This is a genomic window from Streptomyces sp. NPDC029956 (assembly GCF_055574655.1).
Genome location: NZ_JBVHZJ010000049.1, coordinates 1 through 21,396, shown reverse-complemented (window position 1 = coordinate 21,396; position 21,396 = coordinate 1). Strand labels below are relative to the sequence as shown.

General features: G+C 72.3%; 23 protein-coding genes. 9 read left to right on the top strand and 14 right to left on the bottom strand.

Translation table 11 applies throughout. From position 1 onward, the window contains the following. Nucleotides 1-91: 91 nt before the first annotated feature. From ACZ4XX_RS30385 to ACZ4XX_RS30375, 3 genes are all read left to right on the top strand, one after another. A complete protein-coding gene (locus ACZ4XX_RS30385) occupies nt 92-2,305 on the top strand; it encodes a PIG-L family deacetylase (protein WP_468511073.1) in 2,214 nt (737 codons plus the stop codon). A 181-nt stretch (nt 2,306-2,486) separates the two neighbouring features. Further along, entirely contained in the window at nt 2,487-3,005 is a 519-nt protein-coding gene (locus ACZ4XX_RS30380; protein WP_468511072.1) for a pyridoxamine 5'-phosphate oxidase family protein, read from the top strand. Between the two features lie 11 nt (nt 3,006-3,016). Continuing rightward, nucleotides 3,017-3,448 (top strand): VOC family protein, encoded by a 432-nt coding sequence (locus tag ACZ4XX_RS30375; RefSeq protein ID WP_468511071.1) that lies wholly within the window; start codon nt 3,017-3,019, stop codon nt 3,446-3,448. A gap of 81 nt (nt 3,449-3,529) precedes the next feature. Here ACZ4XX_RS30375 and ACZ4XX_RS30370 read toward each other — a convergent pair whose 3' ends face one another. The 7 genes from ACZ4XX_RS30370 to ACZ4XX_RS30340 all read right to left on the bottom strand — a co-directional run bounded on the left by ACZ4XX_RS30370 (nt 3,530) and on the right by ACZ4XX_RS30340 (nt 7,233). Beyond that, the gene (locus ACZ4XX_RS30370; RefSeq protein WP_468511070.1) at nt 3,530-4,042 is read right to left on the bottom strand and encodes a GNAT family N-acetyltransferase; all 513 of its coding nucleotides are present in this window, start codon (nt 4,040-4,042) and stop codon (nt 3,530-3,532) included. 278 nt (nt 4,043-4,320) lie between these two features. Beyond that, nucleotides 4,321-4,692, bottom strand: coding sequence for a low affinity iron permease family protein (locus ACZ4XX_RS30365; RefSeq protein WP_468511069.1), 372 nt, complete (start codon nt 4,690-4,692; stop codon nt 4,321-4,323). Nucleotides 4,693-4,803: 111 nt separating this feature from the next. Next, the gene (gene amaP, locus ACZ4XX_RS30360) at nt 4,804-5,400 is read right to left on the bottom strand and encodes an alkaline shock response membrane anchor protein AmaP (RefSeq protein ID WP_468511068.1); all 597 of its coding nucleotides are present in this window, start codon (nt 5,398-5,400) and stop codon (nt 4,804-4,806) included. Between the two features lie 11 nt (nt 5,401-5,411). Next, the gene (locus ACZ4XX_RS30355) at nt 5,412-6,095 is read right to left on the bottom strand and encodes a DUF6286 domain-containing protein (RefSeq protein ID WP_468511067.1); all 684 of its coding nucleotides are present in this window, start codon (nt 6,093-6,095) and stop codon (nt 5,412-5,414) included. Then, a complete protein-coding gene (locus ACZ4XX_RS30350; RefSeq protein ID WP_468511066.1) occupies nt 6,092-6,535 on the bottom strand; it encodes an Asp23/Gls24 family envelope stress response protein in 444 nt (147 codons plus the stop codon). The genes ACZ4XX_RS30355 and ACZ4XX_RS30350 overlap by 4 nt, the downstream gene beginning before the upstream one ends. After that, a complete protein-coding gene (locus ACZ4XX_RS30345) occupies nt 6,532-6,759 on the bottom strand; it encodes a hypothetical protein (RefSeq protein WP_468511065.1) in 228 nt (75 codons plus the stop codon). Before ACZ4XX_RS30345 ends, ACZ4XX_RS30350 begins: the two co-directional genes overlap by 4 nt. A 36-nt stretch (nt 6,760-6,795) precedes the next feature. Then, complete coding sequence (locus ACZ4XX_RS30340; RefSeq protein ID WP_468511064.1) at nt 6,796-7,233, bottom strand: Asp23/Gls24 family envelope stress response protein; 438 nt, start codon at nt 7,231-7,233, stop codon at nt 6,796-6,798. 174 nt (nt 7,234-7,407) lie between these two features. Between ACZ4XX_RS30340 and ACZ4XX_RS30335 the strand changes: the two genes are divergently transcribed. Then, nucleotides 7,408-8,121, top strand: a complete 714-nt coding sequence (locus ACZ4XX_RS30335) for a hypothetical protein (protein ID WP_468511063.1) — start codon at nt 7,408-7,410, stop codon at nt 8,119-8,121. A gap of 309 nt (nt 8,122-8,430) precedes the next feature. Here ACZ4XX_RS30335 and ACZ4XX_RS30330 read toward each other — a convergent pair whose 3' ends face one another. After that, a complete protein-coding gene (locus tag ACZ4XX_RS30330) occupies nt 8,431-9,792 on the bottom strand; it encodes a glutamine synthetase family protein (protein ID WP_015033133.1) in 1,362 nt (453 codons plus the stop codon). A gap of 249 nt (nt 9,793-10,041) precedes the next feature. Here ACZ4XX_RS30330 and ACZ4XX_RS30325 point away from each other — a divergent pair, with 249 nt between their 5' ends. The 4 genes from ACZ4XX_RS30325 (at nt 10,042) to ACZ4XX_RS30310 (ending at nt 12,526) form a co-directional block, all read left to right on the top strand. Continuing rightward, nucleotides 10,042-10,479, top strand: a complete 438-nt coding sequence (locus tag ACZ4XX_RS30325; RefSeq protein ID WP_468511062.1) for a hypothetical protein — start codon at nt 10,042-10,044, stop codon at nt 10,477-10,479. Nucleotides 10,480-10,553: 74 nt separating this feature from the next. After that, complete coding sequence (locus ACZ4XX_RS30320) at nt 10,554-11,201, top strand: DUF3105 domain-containing protein (protein ID WP_468511061.1); 648 nt, start codon at nt 10,554-10,556, stop codon at nt 11,199-11,201. A 35-nt stretch (nt 11,202-11,236) separates the two neighbouring features. Continuing rightward, nucleotides 11,237-11,884 carry a DUF305 domain-containing protein gene (locus tag ACZ4XX_RS30315; RefSeq protein ID WP_468511104.1) on the top strand — a complete coding sequence of 216 codons (648 nt, stop codon included), beginning with the start codon at nt 11,237-11,239 and terminating at the stop codon, nt 11,882-11,884. Between the two features lie 222 nt (nt 11,885-12,106). Then, complete coding sequence (locus tag ACZ4XX_RS30310; protein ID WP_468511060.1) at nt 12,107-12,526, top strand: CBS domain-containing protein; 420 nt, start codon at nt 12,107-12,109, stop codon at nt 12,524-12,526. Here the strand turns inward: ACZ4XX_RS30310 and ACZ4XX_RS30305 are convergent. After that, nucleotides 12,511-13,332 (bottom strand): alpha/beta fold hydrolase, encoded by an 822-nt coding sequence (locus ACZ4XX_RS30305; RefSeq protein WP_468511059.1) that lies wholly within the window; start codon nt 13,330-13,332, stop codon nt 12,511-12,513. The two genes, ACZ4XX_RS30310 and ACZ4XX_RS30305, sit on opposite strands and share 16 nt — an antisense overlap. Beyond that, nucleotides 13,329-14,126, bottom strand: coding sequence for a DUF998 domain-containing protein (locus tag ACZ4XX_RS30300; protein WP_468511058.1), 798 nt, complete (start codon nt 14,124-14,126; stop codon nt 13,329-13,331). Before ACZ4XX_RS30300 ends, ACZ4XX_RS30305 begins: the two co-directional genes overlap by 4 nt. 231 nt (nt 14,127-14,357) lie before the next feature. Between ACZ4XX_RS30300 and ACZ4XX_RS30295 the strand changes: the two genes are divergently transcribed. Then, nucleotides 14,358-16,115, top strand: coding sequence for an NAD+ synthase (locus ACZ4XX_RS30295; protein WP_468511057.1), 1,758 nt, complete (start codon nt 14,358-14,360; stop codon nt 16,113-16,115). Here ACZ4XX_RS30295 and ACZ4XX_RS30290 read toward each other — a convergent pair. The 4 genes from ACZ4XX_RS30290 to ACZ4XX_RS30275 form a co-directional block, all read right to left on the bottom strand. After that, nucleotides 16,084-17,328, bottom strand: a complete 1,245-nt coding sequence (locus tag ACZ4XX_RS30290) for an MFS transporter (RefSeq protein WP_468511056.1) — start codon at nt 17,326-17,328, stop codon at nt 16,084-16,086. The two genes, ACZ4XX_RS30295 and ACZ4XX_RS30290, sit on opposite strands and share 32 nt — an antisense overlap. Before the next feature lie 122 nt (nt 17,329-17,450). Further along, a complete protein-coding gene (locus ACZ4XX_RS30285; protein ID WP_468511055.1) occupies nt 17,451-18,476 on the bottom strand; it encodes an endonuclease/exonuclease/phosphatase family protein in 1,026 nt (341 codons plus the stop codon). 203 nt (nt 18,477-18,679) lie between these two features. Next, nucleotides 18,680-19,399, bottom strand: coding sequence for a TetR/AcrR family transcriptional regulator (locus ACZ4XX_RS30280; protein ID WP_468511054.1), 720 nt, complete (start codon nt 19,397-19,399; stop codon nt 18,680-18,682). A gap of 60 nt (nt 19,400-19,459) precedes the next feature. After that, nucleotides 19,460-21,211 (bottom strand): MFS transporter, encoded by a 1,752-nt coding sequence (locus tag ACZ4XX_RS30275; protein WP_468511053.1) that lies wholly within the window; start codon nt 21,209-21,211, stop codon nt 19,460-19,462. Nucleotides 21,212-21,396 lie beyond the last annotated feature (185 nt).

Genomic DNA, 21,396 nt, shown 5'->3' with positions numbered 1-21,396 from the left:
CCGAGCCCGATCAGGCGACCCCTGAAACGACCCCGTACGCCAGCGCGGGACCGACCCGCCTGCCCGACCCGTCGAAAGCGCGCCGCCGACCATGCCCGTACGCCTCCGCCGTCGTCTCCCCCTGTCCCGCCGCAGGACCGTCTCCACCGCGGTCACGGCCGTCCTCGTGGGCGGCACCTTCGCCGGACTCCTGTCGGTGACCGGTGCGCCGAAGACGGCCGCGGCGCAGACGACGACGCCGGGCGGGAAGACGCCCACGACCCTGGCCCCGGCCACGCCGCCCGGGGCCTCGGCCCCCTCGCCGGTCCCCATGGCCACCGGCCCGGACGCCCAGGACCCGTCCTCGAACCCGGGGACGCCCGGCCGGACCCCGCGGTCCCCGGCGTCCACCGCGCCCGGAGGGAACGCCGCCACCTCGGTCATGCAGGTCGTGGCGCACCCGGACGACGACCTGTTCTTCATGAACCCGGACATATCCCAGACCATCCGTTCCGGCACCCCGTTGACCGCGGTCTACCTGACGGCCGGTGAGTCCGACGGCGTCAACGCCCGCCCCCACGACGCCGCCGCCGCCAAGGCCGACAAGGCGGGCTACGCCGAGGCCCGGCAGAACGGCATCCGTGCCGCGTACTCCGAGATGGCGACCGGCAGCAGGACCAGCCCCTGGGACCGGGTGGCGATCCCCACGGCCGGCGGCGGCCTGGCCGAGCTGGACACCCTGCGCGCCGACCCGAAGGTCAGACTGGTGTGGCTGCAGATACGCGAGGCGGGGTCGACCAACCAGTACCGCCCGCACAGCCTGAACGGCCTCTGGCACGGGCTGATAGGCACGCTGGAGTCGCAGCGCTCCTCGGGCACCCCGGTCGCCGCCGACTTCCGGTACACGAAGGACGAGGTCGTGGCGACGATCGCCGGACTGCTCGACCGTTTCCGGCCGACCTTCGTCCGGATGCAGGACCCGAGCCCCGGCACCGACCCGAAGACCGGGAAGATCCGTGACCACCAGGACCACCTGTACGGGGCGCGGTTCACCCAGGCCGCGCTCGCCCGGTACGCGGAGCTCCCCGGCCACCCCCGCGTCGGCGTGCAGAACTACCTCGGCTACCCCACCAGCGTCCTGCCGCACACGCTCGACCCCGAGACGGCGGGCGACAAGCTGAAGACCCTGAAGACCTATGCCTGGATGGACGGCGTCAACGACTGCGGGACGCCCGCCGGCTGCGGCGACCTGAAGGTGGCCGCGCGGCCCGCCGGACGCGGCTGGACCGCGACCGTGCGGTACGCCCGGGGCACCTCCACCTCCTGGGTGCAGCGGGACCGGGACGGCGGGCTGCACGCCTTCTCCGTCCTCGACGGACAGCTCGCGGCCTGGCGGAAGCCGGCCGGCGGCGGCGCGTGGAACGGCCCGACGCTGCTGCCCGGCGGCGGCCTGGACACCGGCGTCACCTCGGTGTCGCTGCCCGACGGCCGGATCGCGGTCTACGGCACCCGGACGCTCCTCGCGGGCGGCCCGGCCGGCTACCACCGCGAGGTCGTGAGCACCGAGCAGACGGTGCCCGGCGGCGCCTTCGGTCCGTGGCGCTCGCTCGGCACCCCCGAGCGGAACGACGCGACCGGCACCTCGGACATCAGCGCGCCCGCCGTGACCGTGGGCGCCGACGGGCGCGCGACCCTGGTGCTGCGCGACAGCCTGCGCCGGCTGGCCGCCCGCGAGCAGGGCGCGGACGGCGGCTGGGGGCCGTGGCGGGTCCTCGGCGGCGTGGACGTGGTCGGCGACCCGGTCGCGGCGACGGACGGGAAGGGCAGGGGGTACGTCTTCGCGAGCACCGTGAAGACCGTTCTGGTGTGGGCGCAGCACGTGCCCGGCGGGCCGCTCACGGGTCCTGCGCTGACCGCGCTCCCGCCGACGACCCTGGCGCTCAGCGCGACCCCGGCGCCGGACGGCGACGGGGTACGGCTCTGGTTCCGCAAGCCGGCCTCCGGCGATCTGCGCAGCGCCGACTTCTCGGGTGTCGGCCCGGTCTCCCCGGTCACGGAGCTGCCCGGCGGTGTGGCGGGCTTCGGCCCGGTGAGCGGCGGCGACGGGCTCCTCGCGGTCCGGTCGAGGACCGGCTTCCTGGCGACGGCACCGCACGGCAGGACGGGCGCGGCGGGACCGGCGTGGAAGCTGGAGAGGTTCCTGTTCGCGGGGGCGCCGGACGCGGGGACGGACGGGGTGGCGGCGATCGGTCTGGACGGCCGTCTGCACTGGACGCCGGCGGGGCAGGGCGTGCCGACCGGGCGGGCCGTCGCGGCGGCCGAATGAGCCACTGAGCCGCGGCGGACCGCGCGCCGTGGCGGACCGACGAGACTCGCGGACCGACGAGATGCGCGGACCGATGAGTTTCGGGGGCCGATGAGTTTCGGGGGCCGATGAGTTTCGGGGGCCGGTCCGGTCGGTACCTGTGAACGCGCGCGCAGCGGCGCAGGCGACGAAGGGAACGGCGATGAACCCGCAGACCCGGCGGACCCCGCAGACGGTCCTCGACCCCCGGTACAGCGACGACGAGGCGGGCCCGGCGCCCTGGCCCGAGGCCGAGGCACGGCTCGCGGCGGCCGAGGTCTTCTGGCTGACGACCGTACGCCCCGACGGCCGCCCGCACGTGACCCCGCTGATCGCCGTCTGGTCGGAGGGCGCGCTCCACTTCTGCACCGGCCCGGACGAGCGCAAGGCCCGCAACCTGGAGTCGAACGCGTCGGTCGTCCTGACGACGGGCACGCCCGCGCTCGGCGAGGGCTTCGACCTCGTGGTCGAGGGCGAGGCGGCGCGGGTGACGGACGAGGACCGGCTGGCGGCCCTCGCCGGGGCCTGGGTGGAGAAGTACGGCGAGGACTGGCGTTTCGAGGTGCGCGACGGGGCGTTCCGGGGGGACGGTGGTACGGCCCTGGTGTTCGCGGTCGCGCCTCGCACGGCCTTCGGCTTCGCCAAGGGCGCCCCCTTCGGACAGACCCGCTGGCGTTTCTGAGGAGAGCCTTCGTGAACTGGACACTGGAAGTCGTCCCGGTCCCCGTCACCGACATGGACCGGGCGAAGGAGTTCTACGCCGAGAAGTGCGGCTTCACCGTCGACCTGGACGACGAGACGATGCCGGGCACGCGCATCGTCCAGCTGACGCCGCCGGGCTCCCGCTGTTCGCTCGCGCTGCTGAGCGGGATGCCGCCGATGCCGGGCACGAAGGAGATGGCCCCGGGCACCCTCCAGGGCCTGCAGTTCTGTGTGACGGACATCGAGGCGGCCCGGGCGGAGTTCGTCGGGCGCGGGGTGGAGGTGTCGGCGATCCGGCACGTGGGCAAGACCGGCTGGGAGGCCGGCAAGGGCGGCACGTGGAACGCCTTCATGACCTTCGAGGACCCGGACGGCAACGGATGGATGGTCCAGGAGGCGCCGTCGGAGCTCTCGGAACGCTGACGGCGGCCACGGCCTCCGACGTCCGGCCGGCGTCCGGTGCCCCGGTCCCGGCAGGGAACCCGACGCCGCGCGGACGGGCCGTCAGACCTGGGCCCTGTCGTCAAACCCCCGATAGAAGTGCCGGAGCTGCTCGTCCTCCGCCACGCAGGGCATCCCGGCGGCCTCCATCACCCGATGGGACGCCGGATTGTCCAGGTCGGCGTCGCCCTTCACGCCGGAGACGCCGCCTTGCCTGGCGATCTCGAGGAGTGCCCGAAGCGCCTCGGCGGCGTACCTGTTGCCGCGTGCGGCCGGCACGAGTCCGTACCCGACGGTGACGACCCCGAGCTCGTCGGGCGGCCCGTGGAACCCGATCCCCCCGACGGTGACCCCGCTCTCCGCGAGCCGTATCGCGTACGGCCGGAACACCCCCGGATCACCGCGCTCGGCGACCCCCCGCAGGAACCCGGTGGCCGAGCGGACGTCCCCGTCGCCGGGGTATCCCTCCTCCCACCGTTCCCCCGCCCCGGGCTCCCGGGCGACGATGCGCTCGGCCTCGGCGACGGTCAGCGGTCGGAGCAGGAGCCGCTCGGTGGCGACGGATTCGATCTTCACCGGGGCAGTCTGAACGGCCCCACCGCCCCGGGCAACGGGTTTACCGCCCGCGTCCACCCGCGTGAAGCGGACGGGCGCCGGGCAGGGCCTGCCGGCACGACGGAACCAGTTCCGCTTCCTCTCCGGCGAGCACTCACCGGTCCTGCCCGAAGCCTGATCCGCGTGAGACGGCACGGCACCGGGCCCCGCCTGCGGCGGCTCGACCGGAACCTGCCCGCAGCCAAGACCGTGATCGGTGATCCGCACCTACCGTCGCAGGCTTGCGAGAAACGGGCCGCTCAGGCGCCTTCTTCGATGCCGAGGACGGACCGTAGCCTCTGGTGTGCTTCGCCGGTGTCGCCGCCTTCCTGCCTTTCCAGCAGGACGGCCGCGATGGCGTCCAGCTTCCGCTCGACGGCGCGTTCGGCCCTTAGCTCGGAGTTCTTCAGTAGCGCCACCAGGAGCAGGGTCACCGCCGACATCGCCTCGCCCACGAACAGAAGCCACGTGATCGGCAGACCGACCACGTGCAGCGCGACAGCCACGGCGACCAGGATCAGGCAGATCCCGAAGAACGTTGCTGAACTGGTGAACCGTGAGGCGTTCTCGGCCAGCCTCTCGAACGGCTGGCTCCGCGAGCCTCCGCGGTCGGACGGGTGCTTGAGAATCATGCCGAACTCTCCACAGTGGACGGTGGCATACCGAGGGGCCGCCACGGCCGGATATCGGCCTTCCCCCAAGCGGATCGGCGGAATTCCGGCTTGGATCCGGCGCAAGGAGTCCTAGTCGACGCGACGGGCGCTGTGGCGGACTTCCCGGAGTTTGACCTTCGACGGAAGACGGTCCATGCCTGTCGACTCCCGTGCGCGTGCGAGCGTTTCCCGGCTGAGTCGACCCAGGGTCTGCTCCGGTTCCGCGTGAGGCTCCAGCCACAGCCGCACTCGCGCGACCGGAGCGGTACGCCGGCCCGTAAGCCGGACGTGAGCCCGCGAGACGCCGTCCAGGGCTTGCGCCTCATCCTCGATCACGTCCTCCAGCGCGCGGCCGTTGAGTCGGGCCGTTCCACCGTCTTCGCTGTCGACGACGACCTGATCCAGCCGGCCTTTGCGCATGAGCGCAACAAGCCACCACAACAGCAGCACCAACAACACTGCGAGCACCGCGATGACGGTCGGCCACCACCAGCCCTCTTCGCGCCACCGGGTGCGTCCCTCGATGCCCAGCACCACATCGGCCGGACCGCGAAAGGGCCACCAGCCCGGTACGACGAAATCCCAATGGCGCTGCAGGTCCAGACCGCCCAGCAGAACGCCGCCGCCCAGGGCGAACAGCCCCAGGCCGACCAGTCCCAGCATCACCCGGTTCACTGTCTTGAGCATCGGGATCACCCTCAGCCCTTCTTCGGGCGCCGGACACGCACCGACAGCGTGGGGTGCCGCGCGAGACCCAAGGTCGTCACGGCTTCGCGCAGCACGGCGTCAAGGTCCGCTCGGACTTCGTCGAGTTCACGGAAATGCGCCCGCGCCTGGGCTTTGACCTTCCGGCGCCCGACGTCGACCCGAGCCGACTCGACACCGGACACCCGCATGGCCCGGTCACGCAGGATCAGGGCGGCTGCGCGACGATCGAGTCCGGCGCGGACCTCCCCCGTGCCTCGGGTGCCGGTGGGCTGCCGCATGGGCATCAGCCTGCGCAGTCCCGGCGTCACCGCCAGCAGGAGGAGCCACAGGCCGAGGGCCATGGCCACTGCGGCTCCGACGATCATCCAGATGTCGTCCGAGGGGCGAGTGGCCAGCTCATCGGCGAGCCGCCTTCGCCAGCCCATCGCGGGCCGGCCTGCCCGCACCGAGACCACGTCGTACAGGAGCAGTCCTGTGGCTGCGACGAACAGGAGGGCCACGATGAACGCGGGGATCCGCCGCGCCGACCAGAAGCGCCCCGGCGACTTGTCCGATGCTCGGACTGTCGCCGGCACGCCAGGGTCGGAGGAGTCCCCCGCGGACGAAGCCGCCTCCCCGGGGTCGGGAGGAAGGTTGCCGTCGCCGGTCGGCTGCCGCCCCGTGTTCGCGCTCATGTCACCCTCTCCCGGTCCGTACGCCGCGAGTGAACCGAGTGCAGCCTCTCGACCGACACCACGAGGTCGGAGACGTCCATGCCGCCCCACGCCCTGAGCCGTTCGGTGACCTCTCGACGCACCGCGGCGCACTGGGCCCCGATGTCCGACGGATAGCCGAGCTCCACGGCAATACGCGCCCGGACCTCACCAAGCACCGGTCGGCTCTCGGCGGGATCGCCCTCCCGCCCCTTACCGTTCCGCTCCGGTGCCCGTCGCACGGACGCCGTGACGCGTGGAATCCCGCGGCCGGGAGGCACGTGCCCGGCCGAGTCGGTGAACCGCCCCAGCGCCTCGCGCGCCACCTGGGCAGCGATCTTCGCCGCAACCCGGTCGTCGACCGTGGTCGCACCCCGCTCCCCGCGGGGGACGACCGGGCGCCGGCCGGCTTCCCTGGTCACTGCCGCCAGTCTCTCCGAGCCCGGCGCTGTTCATCGCGGATCCGCTGCTGGCCGTCACGTCGGCGGACGAAGTAGCCCGGTTCGAGATCACCTTCCGACAACCGCCCGGCCACGAGTCCGACGGCGCCGAGCGCCAGAACCAGCAAGAAGGCCCAGAAGCCACCGAAGTACGCGGCGAAACCCAGCGCCATTCCGGCGATCAGACCCACCACGGCTCTGTTCATCACGCGCTCCTCCACTCGGTAGCCGAACCCGCCCGGCTACTGGATCCGCTGCCGCTCTTCCCCTTCGTCCCCTTCGTCCTCCTCGTCAGGCAGCTTCACATCACTGACCAGGATGTTGACCTCGACGACTTCCCGCCCCGCCAACCGCTCCACCGCGGAGATGACGTTCTCCCGTACCGCACCGGCCACGTCCGTGATCGAGACGCCGTAGTCGACAACGATCTCCAGATCGATCGCCGCCTGCGTCTCTCCCACCTCGACACCGACCCCGCGGGTGGCGGACTTGCCGCTACCGGCTCCCGGCATCCGCTCTCGCATCGAGCCCATCGAGCGCGAGAATCCGCTGCCGAGAGCATGAACGCCGGGCACGTCGCGTGCCGCGATCCCGGCGATCTTCTCCACCACCACATCGGCGACAGTCGTTCGGCCACGAGAGCCGGGCGCACCACCGCGCTTTACGCCGTTCTCACTCATCAGGCCATTCCTCCCATAAGGGGTATACCTGACAACATGGGCTTTACTCTCATCTTATAGCGCTTCTTACGCGAGGGCCGTGAGCCGGGGTGGTCACGAGGCCGCCGTGGGCGTCCTGGCTGAGCTGCAGGAACAACCCTGGGAGAGGGTGGACAGGTGGAAACCGAGGCGTGGATGCAGGCAGTACGCGGCCGGCTCGACCTGGGTCGACTGCTCCCGCTCGGAGGGCCCGAAGACGGGACATGGATCACCGAGCAAGCGGCCGTACGGACCCTCTGGCCCACGGCCGCTGAGATTCCCGGCGTCGCGCTGAAGAGCATGCGCATCGGACCGGCACCGCACGAACCCGTATCCGAACCGGCCGTCCGCCCGCCGGCCAGCGCGCTACCGCCCGGACCGCTCAGGATCGAGGCGGCCTTCGCCGCATCCGTGACGCAGCCGGTACACGAGGCCGCCGAACAGTTGAGGACAACACTGCTCAGCGTGGCCACTGAACGGCTCGGTCTGACCGCCGTGGCGGTGGATCTGCGCGTCACCGATCTCCACGAAGGCCCGGAGACGCCCCGGACGGAAGCTCCACCCGCGCGAAGCTCTGCCCCCTCGACCGACACAACACCCCTGCGGGGGCCCATCGGGGAGCTGGCCGGCGTCGCGTCGGCCGTGCCAGGGGTCGCTCGCCTCACCACCTGGCTGGGAGGCCGCCCGGTCAAGGTGGAGCAACAGGGCGATCCACCCCGCCGACACATCCAGGTCCAGCTCGCGGTCGCGCCCGGACACCATCCTCTGGAAGTCGCCCGCGCCGTCCGAGCAGCCGTGACCGCCGCACCCTTCGGTGACACCCCGAGCCCGGCAACCGCTGCCGTCCTCGTCACAGAAACCGCCACCTAGCAGCGCGTCGGCGGTCGCGGACCGGGATACGTGGCGAGAGCTGTGGAACGCGGCCACAGCAGGCCTTCGGAATCACCCCGGGGCCCTTGGGGCCGCAGCGACCCCGGGTTCACGCTGCGGGTCTACACGCACCTCATGCCGAGCAGTGAGGGTCGCACCCGGAGGGCCGTGGACGGCTTGTACGAGGCCGCCGGTTCGTTGCCAGACGGCCCGCAGACGGCCCAGGCCGCGCGAGACGACTCAGGGCCGACGGTGCACCACCGTCGGCCCTGATCGTCGGTTCCGGGCTCCGCCCGTCCCGCCCTTCGGCTACAGCACCGGCAGGTTCTTCCGCAGCTCGAAGGCGGTGACCTCGGAGCGGTACTCCTCCCACTCCTGCTTCTTGTTGCGCAGGAAGAAGTCGAAGACGTGCTCGCCCAGCGTCTCCGCCACCAGTTCGCTCTTCTCCATCAGGGCGATCGCCTCTCCCAGGTTCTGCGGGAGCGGTTCGATGCCCATCGCCCGGCGTTCCGCGTCCGAGAGGGCCCAGACGTCGTCGTCGGCGCCGGCCGGGAGTTCGTAGCCCTCTTCGATGCCCTTGAGGCCGGCGGCCAGGAGGACCGCGTACGTCAGGTAGGGGTTCGCGCCCGAGTCGATGGAGCGGACCTCGACGCGGGAGGAGCCCGTCTTGCCCGGCTTGTACATGGGGACGCGGATCAGGGCCGAGCGGTTGTTGTGGCCCCAGCAGATGTACGAGGGGGCCTCGCCGCCCGAGCCCGCCGTGCGGGACGAGCCGCCCCAGATGCGCTTGTACGAGTTGACCCACTGGTTCGTCACGGCGGAGATCTCGCCCGCGTGCTTCAGCAGACCCGCGATGAACGAGCGGCCGACCTTGGACAGTTGGTACTCGGCGCCCGACTCGTAGAACGCGTTCCGGTCGCCCTCGAAGAGGGACAGGTGGGTGTGCATGCCCGAGCCCGGGTAGTCCGAGAACGGCTTCGGCATGAACGTGGCCTGCACGCCCTGCTCCAGCGCCACCTGCTTCATCACCAGGCGGAAGGTCATGATGTTGTCCGCCGTGGAGAGGGCGTCCGCGTAGCGGAGGTCGATCTCCTGCTGGCCCGGGGCTCCCTCGTGGTGGCTGAACTCCACCGAGATGCCCATGGATTCGAGCATCGTGATCGCCTGGCGGCGGAAGTCCATGCCCACGTTCTGCGGGGTGTGGTCGAAGTACCCCGAGTTGTCCGCCGGGGTGGGGCGGGTGCCGTCGAGCGGCTTGTCCTTGAGGAGGAAGAACTCGATCTCGGGGTGGGTGTAGAAGGTGAAGCCCAGGTCCGAGGTCTTGGCGAGCGCCCGCTTCAGGACGTACCGCGGGTCCGCGAAGGACGGCGAGCCGTCCGGCATCAGGATGTCGCAGAACATCCGCGCCGTCCCCGGCGCCTCGGCCCGCCACGGCAGGATCTGGAACGTTCCCGGATCCGGCTTGGCGATCATGTCCGACTCGTACACGCGGGCGAAGCCCTCGATCGCGGAGCCGTCGAACCCGATGCCCTCGTCGAAGGCCTGCTCAAGCTCGGCGGGCGCCACGGCCACCGACTTGAGGAAGCCCAGCACGTCGGTGAACCACAGACGTACGAAGCGGATGTCGCGCTCCTCGAGCGTACGGAGCACGAATTCCTGCTGCTTGTCCATTTCCACACCCATCCTCGCTGGTCAGGCCGCCTGCTCCCACCGCCTCAGAGCACATCGGGGGGCACCTGAGCATCCCACCACATGGTTTCGCGCACGTTGCACACCCATAGTGCCTGCTCGGGTGTGACTCAGGTAACGCGGGAACGGCGGCGTCCGGGTGTCCGTTCGCCCCTCCGCCGCCCACCTGTCGGTACCGAGTGGTACCCCGTTCGGCCCAAGGAGCCCCCGCGCCCACTACGATCTGCGCCCATGGGGGCCACACGGCTCGTACGCCCGTCCCAGCACGCGCGTCCCATGGCACTGGTGAGTGCCGTGGCGACGCTCCTCGCCGCGCTCTTCTTCTGTCTGGGCGCCGGACCGGGTCCCGAGGACCATCACGCGGGCACCGGGGCGGTGGCCGCGAGCGGGCCCGCCGCGAGCGGCACCACGGCCACCGGCACCAAGGCCGCCGGCCCCGCGGCCACCCGCACCGTCGTCGAGTACGTCTGCCCGTACGACCGCGGTGGCTGCTCCCTCTTCCCCTCGCTCTCCCCCGCGGTGCTCAGCGCGCCCCCGCTCGATCCGCCGCTGCACGCGGCCGACGGGCTCCCGCGCGTCGAGCCCCCGTCCGGTGACGGCGCCGCGCGCCGTTCCGGCGTCCGGCCGCGCGCGCCGGATCTGCACGTCCTTCAAGTTCTCCGGACGTAGCGGCGCCGGGCGTCCCGCCCCGCTCCGTCCACCCCCGAACTCCACCCCCATCCCTGAAGAAGGACGACATCACCATGGCCGCCAAGAGCTCCGCCAACGCCGACCGCCGCGCCCGAATAGAGGAGATGCGCCGCGCCGAGCAGGCCCGTGAGCGCCGCAACCGCCTCGTCACGATCTGCGTCTCGGGCGTCGTCGTCCTCGGTCTCGTCGGCTTCGGCACCTTCGTGCTGATGAAGAAGTCCGACGAGCAGGACAAGAAGGACGCGGCCGCGAAGGCCCCCATCGCCGCCGAGAAGTCCTGGGACGCCAAGAAGCTCGGGCGCAACCACGTCGAGACTGCCGTGAAGTACGAGATGAAGCCGCCGGTCGGCGGTGACCACCACCCGGTCTGGATGAACTGCGACGGCGTCGTCTACAAGAAGGCCGTCTCCGAGGTGAACGCCGTGCACTCCCTCGAGCACGGCGCCGTCTGGGTGACGTACAACAAGAAGGCCGCCGCCGACGACGTGAAGAAGCTCGAGGAGAAGGTCGGCAAGACCAAGTACACGCTGATCAGCCCCGTGGACGACCAGGCCGGCGCCATCATGCTGTCCGCCTGGGGCAAGCAGGTCACCGTGGACGGCGCGAGCGACCCCCGCATCGACGCCTTCCTCACCAAGTACGTCCAGGGCCCGCAGACCCCCGAGCCGGGCGCCGCCTGCACCGGCGGGATCGGCCAGTGAGCAGGGTCGGCGAGGACGACGGCGACGGCCACGACGTGCCGACGCCGCCGGCCCGGCGGCCGAACCGGACGCAGTGGGCGGCGATCACCGCCGTCGCGCTCGCCCTGCTGTTCGCCGGGGGCGCCGTCACCGTCGCCTCCGCCGAACGCGAAGAGGCGCCGGGTACGCCCTCTTCGCTCTCCGCGGACGCCGGCTTCGCCCGGGACATGGCCGTCCACCACCAGCAGGCCGTCGAGATGTCGTTCATCGTCCGGGACCGCACCCAGGACGAGGAGGTGCGCCGTCTCGCGTACGACATCGCCAACACCCAGGCCAACCAGCGGGGCATGATGCTCGGCTGGCTCGACCTGTGGGGGCTGCCCAAGATCGAGTCCGGCGTCGAGCCGATGACCTGGATGGGCATGGGCGGCTCCGGCGACACCGGGCCGCTCGACGGGGCGCTCATGCCCGGCATGGCGACCAACGCCCAGCTGGACGAGTTGCGCGAGGCCAGTGGCCGGGAGGCCGAGATCCTGTACCTGAAGCTCATGACCGAGCACCACAGGGGCGGGGTCCACATGGCCGAGGGCTGTGTCCAGAAGTGCTCGGTGGACATCGAGCGCGGTCTCGCGCAGGGCATGGTCGACGCCCAGAAGTCCGAGATGCTTCTGATGGCCGACATGCTGAAGAAGCGTGGCGCCTGACGGCTCGGGTCGGTGACCCGTCGGCCCCCGTGACCCGCCGCGGTCACGGGGGCCGCGTCGTACGCCGGCACGTCGCGACGGTAGGGCCGCGTCGTACGCCGGCCCTCGCGGCGGTCGCGCCACGTCGTACACCGACAAGTCGCGGCGGTCGATCCGTGCGCCGACAATGGATGGGGCTCGGGGACGTACGTGTGACCACGTCCGACGAAAGGTACGCACCCCATGACCACGGCGAAGGACATCATGCACCCCGGGGCCCAGTGGATCCCGGCTCACGAGACGCTCGACCGCGCCGCGCAGCTGATGCGCAACCTGAACGTCGGCGCGCTGCCCATCGCCGACGAGAACGAACGGCTCTGCGGCATCATCACGGACCGCGACATCGTGGTCGGCTGTGTGGCCATGGGCCACGACCCGTCGAAGATCACCTGCGGCGAGATGTCCAGGGGCACCCCCCGCTGGGTCGAGTCGGGCGCGGACGTGGGCGCCGTCCTGGAGGAGATGCAGAGCCATCAGATCCGGCGGCTGCCCGTCATCGAGGAGAAGCGGCTCGTCGGCATGATCAGTGAGGCCGATCTGGCCCAGCATCTGTCGGACGAGCAGCTCAAGGGGTTCTGCGAGAGCGTCTACGCGCCGTCCTGACCGGATCGCAGGATCACGGCCGCCACGGCTTCCGGGCGGTCCTTCATGACCAGATGGCCCGACGGCACGGCCGCCTCGTAGCGGGCGCCGAGCCGTCGGGCCAGCGCGCGTTGGCGCCGTTCCCAGCGGGCCGAGCCGTCGGGGGCGGCGAGGACGGTGACGGGAAGGCCCGGCGGGAGCGGGTGCGTGGTGCGCAGCGCGAGTACTCCGGCCGCGACGGCTCCGTAGTGGGCGTTCTCCCGGAGCGTGCCGCGCAGGACGCGTGAGGTGCGGTAGACGCGGTGGACGAGGGCGGTGGGGGCCGGGTCGTGGCGTACGGCCGCGCGGCGGACCGCGGGGCCGAGGGCCGCCGGGACTCCGGCCGCGGACAGGACGGCGCCGAGGACGCGGGCGACGGCGTCCGGGGACGGGCTCACCCGGGGGCGCTCCTCCACCGACGAGTCCACGAGGACGAGCGCGGTGGTCCGGTCGGGGTGGAGCCGGGCGAAGGCCTCGGCGTGGAACCCGGCGATCGAGTGCCCTACGACGGTGGCGGGACCGGGCAGCCCCAGCGCGTCGAGGAGCGCGGCGATCCGGTGGGCCTCGCCCGCGGCGGTGGGCGGGACGGCGGCGGGCTGGGAGAGGCCGTGCCCGGGGCGGTCGAAGCGGACGACCGTACGGTGCGGGGCGAGGAGCGGGACGACCGGGTCCCAGTCGAACCAGCTCATCCCGAGCCCCGCGCTCAGGACGCAGACGGGTCCCGAGCCCTCGACGACGACGTGGTGGGCGACGCCGTCGATCCGTACGAAGGTCGGCTTTCCGGTCATCGCTCCTCCTCCGAGGCCGGCCGGGACGTGAGGAGCGCGTACGCGAGGACAGCGAGCCACACCGCCACCAGGAGGACCTGGAGCCGCTGTCCGGCGCCGAGCGCCCACGTGCCCTTCCCCGCCTCGAAGGCGGCGACGGCGGCGAGGGTCCAGACGGTGGCGGCGAGCTCCAGGGCGACGACGACCTCGCCGGTACGGGCGAGGCGCCGCCCGCGGCCGTACCGGCGGGCGGCCACGGTCAGGGCGACGAGGGCGACGAGGGCGCCGGTCATGGCGAGACCGGAACTGAAGGCATGGGCCGTATGGGTGGCGGGCACGAGCCCGGCGGTCTCGCGCGCGGCGCACGCGGGGTCGGTGGTCGCGGCGCAGCTGAGCGGGAGGCGGGAGTCGGCGACGGTGGCGGCGCCGAAGAGGGCGAGCGCGCCCCAGCCGAGCAGCGCCCAGGGCTCACGGATCCGACGCGCCCTGCCGGGCCCCCCGGCGTCCGGCCGGCCGGCTCCCGGGACCCGGGGGTGACCGGACCCCCTCGGCCCCGTCCCACCAGGCCCCGGCGTCCGCGAGCGTCTCGTCCCCGCCCATCCCAGTACCGCCCCGGCCAGCACCAGCGTCCCCGACATCAGGTCGGTCGCCCGGAAGAAGGTGCCGAACGGCTGGTCCGACGCCGCCAGTTCGGAGACGTACGTCCGGACCGGGTCGAGCCCCGTCCGGAGGGGGACTTCGAGGATCCACGCGGTGTACGCGAGCGCACCGAGGGCCAGCAGGGCGGCCGAGGCTCGCGTCACGTTTCCGGGCATAGTGGGTCTGACGCTACGGCGTACGGGAGGGTTGCCGGTGGCCGGGGTGGATCCGGCCCGGTTCTGCCGGGCCGTCAGCGGCCGCCGCGGGAGCCATGGGAGCCGTGGGGGTCATGGGAGTCATGGGAGTCATGATCGACCGGGCGGGGCGGGGGCGCACGCGGGGCGGGAGGGACGGGTCACGCCCCGTTTCCCAGGACATCGCGTCGGTTTGACGATTACACTGGCCGGGTGCCTCAACTACGCCTCGCCCTGAATCAGATCGACTCGACCGTCGGAGACATCGCCGGGAACGCCGAGGCGATCGTGCACTGGACCCGGCACGCCGCCGGACAGGGCGCGCATCTCGTCGCGTTCCCCGAGATGGCGCTGACCGGATACCCCGTCGAGGACCTCGCGCTGCGCCCCTCGTTCGTCGAGGCCTCGCGGGTGGCCCTGCGCGGTCTCGCCCGCCGGCTCGCGGACGAGGGCTTCGGGGAGGTGCCGGTCGTCGTCGGCTACCTGGACCGCTCCGAGCGGGCGGAGCCGAAGCTCGGCCGGCCGGCCGGTTCGCCGGAGAACGCCGCCGCCGTGCTGCACCGGGGCGAGGTGGCGCTGCGCTTCGCCAAGCACCACCTGCCGAACTACGGCGTGTTCGACGAGTACCGCTACTTCGTCCAGGGCGACACCCTGCCGGTCGTCCGGGTCCACGGGGTCGACGTGGCCCTGGCCATCTGTGAGGACCTGTGGCAGGACGGCGGCCGGGTCCCGGCGGCGCGTCACGCGGGGGCGGGGCTGCTGCTGTCGGTCAACGCCTCGCCGTACGAGCGGGAGAAGGACGACACGCGCCTCGAACTGGTCCGCAGGCGGGCGCGGGAGGCCGGTTGCGTGACCGCGTACCTGGCGAGCACGGGCGGCCAGGACGAGCTGGTCTTCGACGGTGACTCGATCGTGGTGGACGCGGACGGCGAAGTGATCGCGCGGGCCCCGCAGTTCGTCGAGGGCAGTGTGATCCTGGACCTGGAGCTGCCGGCGGCCGACGCCGAGGCGCCGGAGGGCCGGGTCGACGACGGGCTGACGATCGACCGCGTGGTGCTCTCGGAGGAGCCGCTGCCGGCGTACGAACCGGAGCTGACGGGCGGTTACGCGCACCGGCTGGACGACGAGGAGGAGGTGTACTCGGCGCTGGTCATCGGTGTCCGGGCGTATGTCGCGAAGAACGGTTTCCGCTCGGTGATCGTCGGCCTCTCCGGGGGCATCGACTCGGCGCTGGTCGCCGCCATCGCGTGCGACGCGCTCGGCTCGGAGCACGTGTACGGGGTGTCGATGCCCTCGAAGTACTCCTCCGACCACTCGCGCGGCGACGCCGCCGAACTGGCCCGCCGCACCGGGCTCCACTACCGCACGGTGTCGATCGAGCCGATGTTCGACGCGTACATGGGCTCGCTCGGCCTCACCGGCCTCGCCGAGGAGAACCTCCAGTCGCGGCTGCGGGGCACGACGCTGATGGCGCTCTCCAACCAGGAGGGCCACATCGTCCTCGCGCCGGGCAACAAGTCCGAACTGGCGGTGGGCTATTCGACGCTGTACGGGGACTCCGTCGGCGCGTTCGGGCCCATCAAGGACGTCTACAAGTCGACCGTGTTCCGGCTGGCGCGCTGGCGCAACCGGGCGGCCGTGGAACGCGGCCAGACCCCGCCGATCCCGGAGAGCTCGATCAGCAAGGCGCCGAGCGCCGAGCTGCGCCCGGGGCAGGTCGACACGGACTCGCTGCCGGACTACGACACCCTGGACGCGATCCTCGCCCTGTACGTGGACCAGGACCGGGGCCGGGACGAGATCGTGGCCGCCGGCTTCGACGAGGAGCTGGTCACGCGGACGCTGCGGATGGTGGACACGGCGGAGTACAAGCGGCGCCAGTACCCGCCGGGCACCAAGATCTCGGCGAAGGGCTTCGGCAAGGACCGGCGCCTGCCGATCACGAACCGCTGGCGGGAGACGCCGAGCTGATCTGCTGCCCGGCGGCGACGGGACTCTCCGCGAGGGGGCTCTGCGCGACGACGCGCGAGGCCCCCTCCCCCGTACCCCGGTCGAGGAGGCCCGCAACCGCCGCGATCGCCAGGCCCACCACGGTGAGGCCCGCGCCGACCAGGGCCGGTGAGGTCCAGCCCCAGCCCGCGGCGACGGCCGCGCCGCCCGCCCAGGCGCCGCCGGCGTTGGCGAGGTTGAAGGCGGAGTGGTTGGAGGCGGAGGCGAGCGTCGGGGCGTCCTTGGCCTTGTTCATGACCAGCATCTGGAGCGGGGTGGTGGTCATGAAGCCGACGGCGCCGAGCACCACGACCGTGACCAGGGCCAGCCAGGGCACGTGGATCGTGAAGCGGAAGGCCACCAGGGCGAGGACGAGGGCGGCGAGCGAGCCGTACAGCGTCGGGCGGAGCGCCCGGTCGGTCAGCGGGCCCGCGGCGAGCGCCCCGCCGGTCATGCCGAGGCCGAAGAGGGCGAGGACGACGGTGACGGTGGAGTCGCCGAAGCCCATCACCTCGGTGGTCATCGAGGCGAGGTAGGAGTAGACGGCGAAGACGCCCGCGAAGCCGAAGACGGCGGTGAGCAGACCGAGCAGCACCTGCGGGCGGCCGAGCGCGCGCACCTCGCGGCCCAGGCTCTGCCGCTCGTCCACGGGGACGTGCGGCACGAGGCGGGCCAGCGCGGCCATGGCGAGCAGGCCGATGGCGGAGACGACGAGGAAGGTGGCCCGCCAGCCGAGGTGCTGTCCGAGCAGGGTCGCGGCGGGTACGCCGAGGATGTTGGCGACGGTCAGGCCGAGGAACATCGTGGCCACCGCCCGCGCCTGGCGGCCCTCGCGGACGAGCCGGGCGGCGACGACCGCGCCGAGCCCGAAGAACGCGCCGTGCGGGAGCCCCGCGAGCACCCGGCCGGCGATCAGCCAGCCGAAGCCGGGGGCGAGCGCGGAGGCCAGGTTGCCGACGGTGAAGAGGGCCATGAGCAGCAGCAGCATCCGCTTGCGCGGGATGCGGGAGCCGAGGGCGGTGAGCAGCGGGGCGCCGACGACGACGCCGATCGCGTACGCCGAGACGAGGTACCCGGCGGTGGGGACGGAGGTGCCGAGGTCGTCGGCGACCTGCGGGAGCAGGCCCATCATCACGAATTCGGTGGTGCCGATGCCGAAGGCGGAGACGGCGAGCGCGAACAGCGCCAGGGGCATGGGGAGGGCCTTTCCGGAAGATAGTTCTTCAACGGAACAAAGGCTCTCAGATGTTTTCTTCCCGACGGCCTCCGGGGAGTGAAGAGAAGATTTCGACCCGTGTGCTACGGGTCGCCGCGTCGTCAGAACGCCACGCGGGCCGCGACCGGGAGGTGGTCGCTCCTCGTCTCCGGGAGGGCCCAGGACGACATCGGCTCGACGCCCTTGACCAGGATCTGGTCGATGCGGGCCATCGGGAACGAGGCGGGCCAGCTGAAGCCGAAGCCGTCACCCGCCGCGCCCTGGGTGGAGCGGAGCTGCGAGGTGACGCCGTTGAGCGCGCGGTCGTTCATGGTGCCGTTGAGGTCGCCGAGGAGGACGATCCGCTCGTGGCGGTCGGCGGAGATGGCCTCGCCGAGGGCGTTGGCGCTGGCGTCGCGCTGGTTGGCGGTGAAGCCGGCGTTCAGCTTGACCCGGACGGACGGCAGGTGGGCGACGTACACGGCGACCTCGCCCTTGGGGGTCACCACGTCGGCGCGCATCGCGCGGGTCCAGCCCATCCGGATGTCGACGGGCTGCGGGTCGCGCAGGGGCAGCTTGCTCCAGAGCCCGACCGTGCCCTGGACGGAGTGGTACGGGTAGGCCTTGGCCAGGCCCTTCTCGTACGCCGGGACCATGTCGCCCTTCAGTTCCTCCAGGGCGAGGACGTCGGCGCCGGACGCGGCGAGCTGCTCGGCGGTGCCCGCGGGGTCCGGGTTGTCGGCGTTCACGTTGTGGGTCGCGACGGTCAGGTCGCCACCGGCCGTGGACTTGTCGGCGACGAGCCCGCCGAAGAGGTTCAACCACACCACGGCCGGCAGCACCAGGGCGATCAGCGCGGTGGCGGAGCGGCGCAGCAGGGCGAGGACGAGGAGGAGGGGGACGAAGATGCCGAGCCAGGGCAGGAAGGTCTCGGTGAGGCTGCCGAGGTTGCCGATCCGGTTGGGGATGTCGGCGTGGAGGACCATCAGCAGGGTCAGGGCCACCGCGAAGAGCGCGAGCAGGATGCCGCGGCGCCAGATCCCGGGGTCGTGGCGGAGTCCGCCGAGGGCGGTCCGGAAGCGGGAGGGGGTCTGCGGCTCGTTCCCCGTGCCGCCCTGCTCGGTCTCCGTCATGTCCACCCGCGCCATCGCCCGTCCTCACTGCCTTGCTGCCGTGCTGTCTTGCTGCCGTGCTCCGTGACCCGACGTCGACACTAGGGGATGACGGGGCCGTCGTACGTCCGGTGGGACGACGGCTACGGCGTGGCGGGTTCCTGCAGGTGGCGCCCTCGGGCGGGCTGTGACAGAACGCGCACATTTGGCCGGGTCCGGCCTTGTCGTGCGGGCGGCGGTCAGTCCCGGGGCCGCAGGCCCTCCATCACGGTGTCGACGACCCGCTCGGCGAGGCCGGGTTCCAGGGAGGCGCCGGGGCGGATGACGGTACGCATGAGCAGCGGGCCGGTGAGGAGGTCGGCGACGAACTCGACGTCGAGGTCGTCGCGGATCTCGCCCTGTTCCATCCCGCGCCGCACGGTGTCCAGGCTGAGGCGGCGGCGCGGTTCGATGACGGTGTGGTGGTAGACCTCCCACAGCCGGGGATAGAGCTGCATCTGCGCGAAGACGTTGTGGAGCAGGCTGGAGGTCCGCTTGGCGACGCCGCGTTCGCGCACCGACTCCAGGAGGACGACGAGGTCGCCCCGGACCGAGGTGCCGGAGAGCACCGGGTCCGGGGGTTCCACCGACCGGAGCAGGTCGACGAGGAGCTCTTCCTTGCCGGTCCAGCGGCGGTAGATGGTGGCCTTGCCGACGCCGGCGGTGCGGGCGATCCGTTCGATGGACAGCTCGGCGAGCGGGACGCCCTCGTCCAGGAGCCCGACGACGGCGTCGAAGACGGACTGCTCGACGCCCTCGCTCCGGGGCCGACCGCGCCGGGCGCCCGGCGCGGCACCGGACGAGGCCGCGGGGGTGACGCCGGGCGCGGACGCGGACGCAGCGCCGGCCGTCGCACCGGTCGCGGCCCCGCTGTCGTGGGTTTCCGGGGTTCCGGGGGTCCCGCCGTCCTGCCGCGCCACGTGCGCTCCACCTCTCGTTCGGGCCCGCGGACACCAGCGGCGCCCGGGGCGCCCCGCGTCCTACCGTCGGGCCGATTCTCCCGCCTCGGACGCCGGGCCCGGCACCGAGCCCCGCCGGGCGCCGGCGTGCGGTCCGGTTCCGGGTGCTGCGGCACCCGGTCCGGCCTCGCCCTGGCCCGCCGCACCCGGAGCCGTGGCGTCCGGTCCCGCCGCGCCCGGAGCCGCCGCACCCGGTCCCGCGGTGTCCGCCGGCGTACGGCCCGGGAGGAACACCGCGACCACCACCGCGCCGACCAGGCCGATCACCGCCGAGGCGAGCGCCGTGACGTGCATGGCGTCCAGGAAGGCGTCGTACGCCGGGGCCACCAGGTCCCGGCCCGCCGGGCCGAGCTTCTCCGCGACCGCGAGCGTCGCCTCGACGGACTCGCCCGCCGTGGCCCGCAGGGCCTCCGGGACCCCGCCGAGGTGCCCCTCGATCTCGCCGCGGTACGTGGAGGAGAGCAGCGAGCCGAGGACGGCGACGCCGAGCGCACCGCCGACCTGCCGGAAGGTGTTGTTGATCGCCGAACCGGAGCCCGCCTTCTCACGCGGCAGCGCCTGCATGATGGCGACCGTGACGGGCGGCATGATGTGCGCCATTCCCGCGCCCTGGACGAAGAAGACGACCTCCATGACCCAGACCGGGGTCGAGGCGTCGAAGAAGGCGAAGGCGGCGAGGCCGAGGGCGACGAGCAGCATGCCGGCGGTGCAGACGGCCTTGGCGCCGAAGCGTTCGACGACGAGCCGCGCGCGGGGCGCGAAGACCATCTGCGCGACGGCCAGCGGCAGGATGAGGAGCCCGGACTGCAGGGCGCTGTAGCCGCGGACGCTCTGCAGGTAGAAGGCGGAGAAGAAGGTCACGCCCATGAGCGCGAAGAAGACGAGCGCGATCGCGGCGACGGCGGCCGAGAACGCGGGCCTCTTGAAGTACGTCATGTCGATCGCCGGGTGGTCGCTGCGGCGCTCGTGGAGGACGAAGAGGACCAGGACGGCGAGGCCGCCGAGGACCGGGGCGAGGACGGTGGCCTCGGTGAAGTCGGCGAGTTCGCCGCCGCGGATGATCCCGTAGACGAGGAGGACGAGTCCGACGACGGAGAGCAGCACGCCGGGGATGTCGATCCGGCCGGGCCTGGGGTCGCGGGAGTCGGGAACCAGCCACATCATCAGGGCGAGGGCGACCAGCACGACGGGCACGTTGATGAGGAAGATCGATCCCCACCAGAAGTGTTCGAGCAGGATGCCGCCGGTGATCGGGCCGATCGCGATGGCGAGGCCGACGCTTCCGGCCCAGATGCCGATGGCCTTGGGCTGCTCCTCGCGCTCGAAGACGTTCATGAGGACGGCGAGCGTCGCGGGCATGACGAAGGCAGCGCCGAGGCCCATGACGGCCCGGAAGGCGATGAGCTCGCCCGGGGAGCCGGAGAACGCGGCGAGGGCGGAGCCCATGCCGAACACGGTGATGCCGAAGAGCAGCACCTTCTTGCGGCCGAGGCGGTCGCCGAGCAGGCCGGAGGTGAAGAGGAGGCCGGCGAAGACGAGCGTGTAGGAGTTGATCGCCCACTCCAGCTCGCTCTGGGTGGCGCCGATGCCGGTGGGCGCGGGGGCGGCGATCGTCTTGACGGCGACGTTCAGGATCGAGTTGTCGAGGACGACGATCAGCAGGCTGAGCATCAGGACGCCGAGGACGGCCCAGCGGCGCCGGTGGACGGCCTCGGGTATCCGGGGCCCGGAGGGCGCGGCGGGTGCGGCGGACGCGGAGGACGGCTGTGACATGCCCACCACCCTAGAGGCATTTCGATACGAGACCGTCTCGTATCGAAATTCCTGACCGAGCCTTTACGTGACGGGCGCGTGGCCGCCGGTCCGGGGGGGGGGACGAGGGGCACACAAAGCCCACCCAGTGCGGCTGGGGCGGGGTCCCCACACTTCCTGCCACCAGGTTGGAGAAGACCACCCCC